The 3,465-nt window shown below is 61.4% G+C and carries 2 protein-coding genes; both read left to right on the top strand.

Annotated elements, in window-relative coordinates; genetic code table 11:
• The first annotated feature begins 637 nt into the window (after positions 1-637).
• Positions 638-2,566: a PTS mannitol transporter subunit IICBA gene (locus AACR77_RS13170; protein WP_041212287.1), complete on the top strand. Its 1,929-nt coding sequence runs from the start codon at positions 638-640 to the stop codon at positions 2,564-2,566.
• Positions 2,567-2,603: 37 nt separating this feature from the next.
• The coding region (locus AACR77_RS13165) for a mannitol-1-phosphate 5-dehydrogenase (protein ID WP_231563233.1) at positions 2,604-3,465 on the top strand (862 nt) is incomplete at its 3' end.

Raw genomic sequence — 3,465 nt, 5'->3', positions numbered from 1 at the left:
GGGGCGCCCCATGCAACACGTAATTGGGACATAGCCTTTTTTTATGGCTGCGCTCCGCGGGCAGACGGAATGGGAGACCCGCTCGCAGGCCCCAGCCTGCGTCGCGACCGGCAGGGAGGATCGAGACGGGAGCGGATCAGGATCCGCCACCCGGGCGTCACAAGAGGCCTTGTCGGAACCGATCCTCTCGGGGGAAAAACTGAAAGTGGGTTACAAAATAAATGATTCATTGGTGATTAACGATGAACTACGGCATATCCATCGTCATTACTTGCGAATACGAGGCGACAAATCATGACTCATTTGAGTGCAAAATTTGATTTTGTGACGACAGTCACGTTGACACCGTATTTGCGCAAACCGCAAAACGAGATATCAATCACAAAAAATTGACACCCAGAGGCGAGAAGATCGAAATGTAGCCGAAATACAGCGACTGACTGTGATCGTCATCACTATGTCGGGAGGGGGGAGGTCGGGGTATTTGAGATCCAGGTCACAAGACACCCCGTTTTCAGCCTAATTTGATCACAAGCTGGTAGATTGAAGTTGCTTAGACGACTGGGATGGGAGTTCGGCAAAACTCGTCATCCCGACTACCACTTTTAATCACACAGGCTTAAAACGGGGTCCCGACATGTTATCACCGGATACCAAAGTCAAGATACAGAATTTTGGACGCTTCCTGTCCAATATGGTCATGCCCAACATAGGCGCCTTCATCGCCTGGGGCTTCATCACCGCCCTCTTCATCCCCACTGGCTGGCTGCCCAATGAAACCTTGGCCAAGCTGGTCGGTCCCATGATCACCTACCTGCTGCCGCTGCTCATCGGCTATACCGGCGGCAAGCTGATCGGGGGTGACCGGGGTGCCGTGGTCGGTGCCATCACCACCATGGGCGTCATCGTGGGGACCGACATTCCCATGTTCATGGGCGCCATGATGGTCGGCCCGCTGGGTGGCTGGGCCATCAAGCGCTTCGACAAGGCGATGGAAGGTCGCGTCAAGAGCGGCTTCGAGATGCTGGTGAACAACTTCTCCGCCGGCATCATCGGCATGTTGCTCGCCATTCTTGCCTTCTTCGTCATCGGTCCCTTCGTCAAGGTGCTCTCCGGCGTGCTGGCGAGCGGTGTCGGCTTCCTGGTGGACAACCACATGCTGCCCCTCACCTCCATCTTCGTCGAGCCGGCCAAGATCCTGTTCCTGAACAACGCCATCAACCACGGCATCTTCTCGCCGCTCGGGATCCAGCAAGCCACCGAACAGGGCCGCTCCATCTTCTTCCTGATCGAAGCGAACCCGGGTCCGGGCATGGGCGTGTTGCTGGCCTACATGGTGTTCGGCCGTGGCGCCGCCAAGCAGTCCGCAGCCGGTGCGTCCATCATCCACTTCTTCGGCGGCATCCACGAAATCTACTTCCCGTACGTGCTGATGAACCCGCGCCTCATCCTGGCGGTGATCGCAGGCGGCATGACCGGGGTCTTCACCCTGACCCTGTTCAACGCCGGTCTGGTCTCCCCCGCCTCCCCGGGCTCCATCTTCGCCGTGCTGCTGATGACGCCGAAAGCCTCCCTCATCGGGGTGCTGCTCTCCATCGTCGCCTCCGCCACCGTCTCCTTCCTGGTCGCCGCCGTGTTCGTCCGTGCCCAGCAGCCGGAAGCCGACGAGGCCGATGCCCTGGGTGAAGCCACCCGCAAGATGAAGGCCATGAAGGGTGCCAAGCCCGAGACCACAGCGGCCAAGAAGCCGGAAACCGAGCTGACCGCAGTGCGCAACATCGTCGTCGCCTGCGATGCGGGCATGGGCTCCAGCGCCATGGGCGCCGGCATGCTGCGCAAGCGGGTGCAGGCCGCCGGTCTCGACATCAGCGTCACCAACCGTGCCATCAACAACCTGGACGATCAGGTGGATCTGGTCATCACCCACAAGGATCTCACCGACCGTGCCCGTCGCCATGCGCCGCATGCACAGCACATTTCGCTGACCAACTTCCTCGACAACGCCCTCTATCAGGAGCTGGTGCAGAACCTCAGCCTGGCCAACGCGGCCAACGATGACGTCGCCAACCCGCAACTGCTGGTGGCGGCCAACGACGACAGCTACGAGCCGCAGGAGCCGGAAGTCTTCACCCTGAGCCTGCAGGACGTGCACCTGGGCCTCAAGGCCGAGAGCAAGGAAGCGGCCATCGTGACCGCCGGCAAGCTGCTGGCCGAGCGAGGCTATGTGGCACCGGACTACGTCGACGCCATGCTGGAGCGCGAACAGCTGGTCTCCACCTACCTCGGCGAATCCATCGCCGTGCCCCACGGCACCATCGCCGCCAAGGAGCACGTGAAGCGTACCGGCATCGTCATCTGCCAATACCCTGCCGGGGTCGCCTTCGGCGAGGGCGCCGATGAAGTGGCGCGCCTGGTCATCGGCATTGCCGCCCGCAACGATGAACACATACAGGTCATAACCCGCCTGACCAATGCACTGGATGAGCCCGGTCTCGTCGACCGTCTGGCCAGCACCCAGGATCCCCAGGAGTTCCTGGATCTGCTGGGGGCCGAGCAGGCCGCGTAATCATCCGTCATCGTCTTTGGTTGTAGAGGTTAATATCATGAAAACATTGCATTTTGGTGCCGGCAACATCGGTCGGGGCTTCATCGGCAAACTGCTGGCTGACGCCAGCCATCAGGTCACCTTCGCCGACGTCAACGAGACCCTGATCGACCAGCTCAACCACCGCCAGGAGTACAAGGTGCACGTGGTGGGCACGGATCAGAAGCTGGACGTGGTGCGCAACGTTGCCGCCGTCAGCTCGGCCGGACACGAGGTGATCGCCCGTATCATCACCGCCGATCTGGTCACCACGGCGGTCGGCCCCAACATCCTGGACAAGATTGCCAGCACCCTGGCCAAGGGGCTGCAGGCCCGCTTCGATGCCGGCAACCTGACTCCCCTCAACGTCATCGCCTGCGAGAACATGGTGCGCGGCACCAGCCACCTCAAGGAGGAGGTACTCAAGTACCTGCCGGTCGCGTATCATGCCACCCTCGAGCAGTGCGTCGGCTTCGTCGACTCGGCGGTGGATCGCATCGTTCCGCCCGCCGCGGCGAACGACGATCCCCTGGAGGTGACGGTGGAGAGCTTCAGCGAGTGGATCGTCGATCGGACCCAGTTCAAGGGGGAGCTGCCCCAGGTGGCAGGCATGGAACCCACCGACAACCTGATGGCCTTCGTCGAGCGCAAGCTGTTCACCCTCAACACCGGCCACATCGTCACCGCCTACCTCGGCAAGCTCAGGGGCTATCACACCGTGCGCGAGGCGATCGAGGATCCGCTGATCCGCAGCAAGGTGCGCCGCGCCATGGAGGAGAGCGGGGCCGTGCTGGTGAAACGCTACGGCTTCGACCCGCGCCTGCACGCCGCCTACATCGAGAAGATCCTCTCCCGCTTCGCCAACCCCTATCTGGTGGACG

It is taken from the genome of Aeromonas sp. ZOR0002 (assembly GCF_963866995.1).
GTDB classification, from domain to species: Bacteria; Pseudomonadota; Gammaproteobacteria; order Enterobacterales; family Aeromonadaceae; genus Aeromonas; species Aeromonas caviae.
This window is presented reverse-complemented; position numbering and strand designations above follow the sequence as displayed.

Coding starts and splice junctions, on each gene's coding strand:
- AACR77_RS13170 (WP_041212287.1), top strand. CDS start 638: ATGTTATCACCGGATACCAAAGTCAAGATACAGAATTTTGGACGCTTC.